Genomic DNA, 392 nt, shown 5'->3' with positions numbered 1-392 from the left:
AAGATAACGGAAGCCACCGTCAGTCTTACGCCTCTCGGCTGGCAGATCAGCATCGGGTGTAAGGACTGTGAAGTTCAGGGCTTCGCTACAGACGGCGCGGTCGGAATCGACCGGGGTGTTGCCGTGCCGCTCATGCTTTCTGACGGCACGGTTTACATGCTGCCGGAACGGCTCAACGTCATCGAGAGACGGGCACGCAAGGCACAACGCATCCTTGCACGTCGCAAGCGGGGTTCGAACCGTCACGCCCTTGCTCGCAAGCGCGTTGCAGCACTTAAGGCAAAGGCCGCCCGTATCCGCAAGCACTGGGCGCACGAGACCACAACCGCCATCTGCCGAAACTACAGAACTGCGGTTATCGAGCGATTGCGCACCAGGGACATGACCGCCAG

General features: G+C 60.7%; 1 protein-coding gene. It reads left to right on the top strand.

All coding sequences use genetic code 11. The features are described from left to right. Window positions 1-392, top strand: a 392-nt coding sequence (locus CSR02_RS15375) for a transposase (RefSeq protein WP_143225636.1), incomplete at both ends; no start/stop codon positions are given.

The organism is Acetobacter pomorum (genome assembly GCF_002738225.1).
Classification (GTDB): Bacteria; Pseudomonadota; Alphaproteobacteria; order Acetobacterales; family Acetobacteraceae; genus Acetobacter; species Acetobacter pomorum.
Note: the sequence above shows the minus strand (reverse complement) of the source record. Positions and strands in the feature narration are given on the sequence as shown.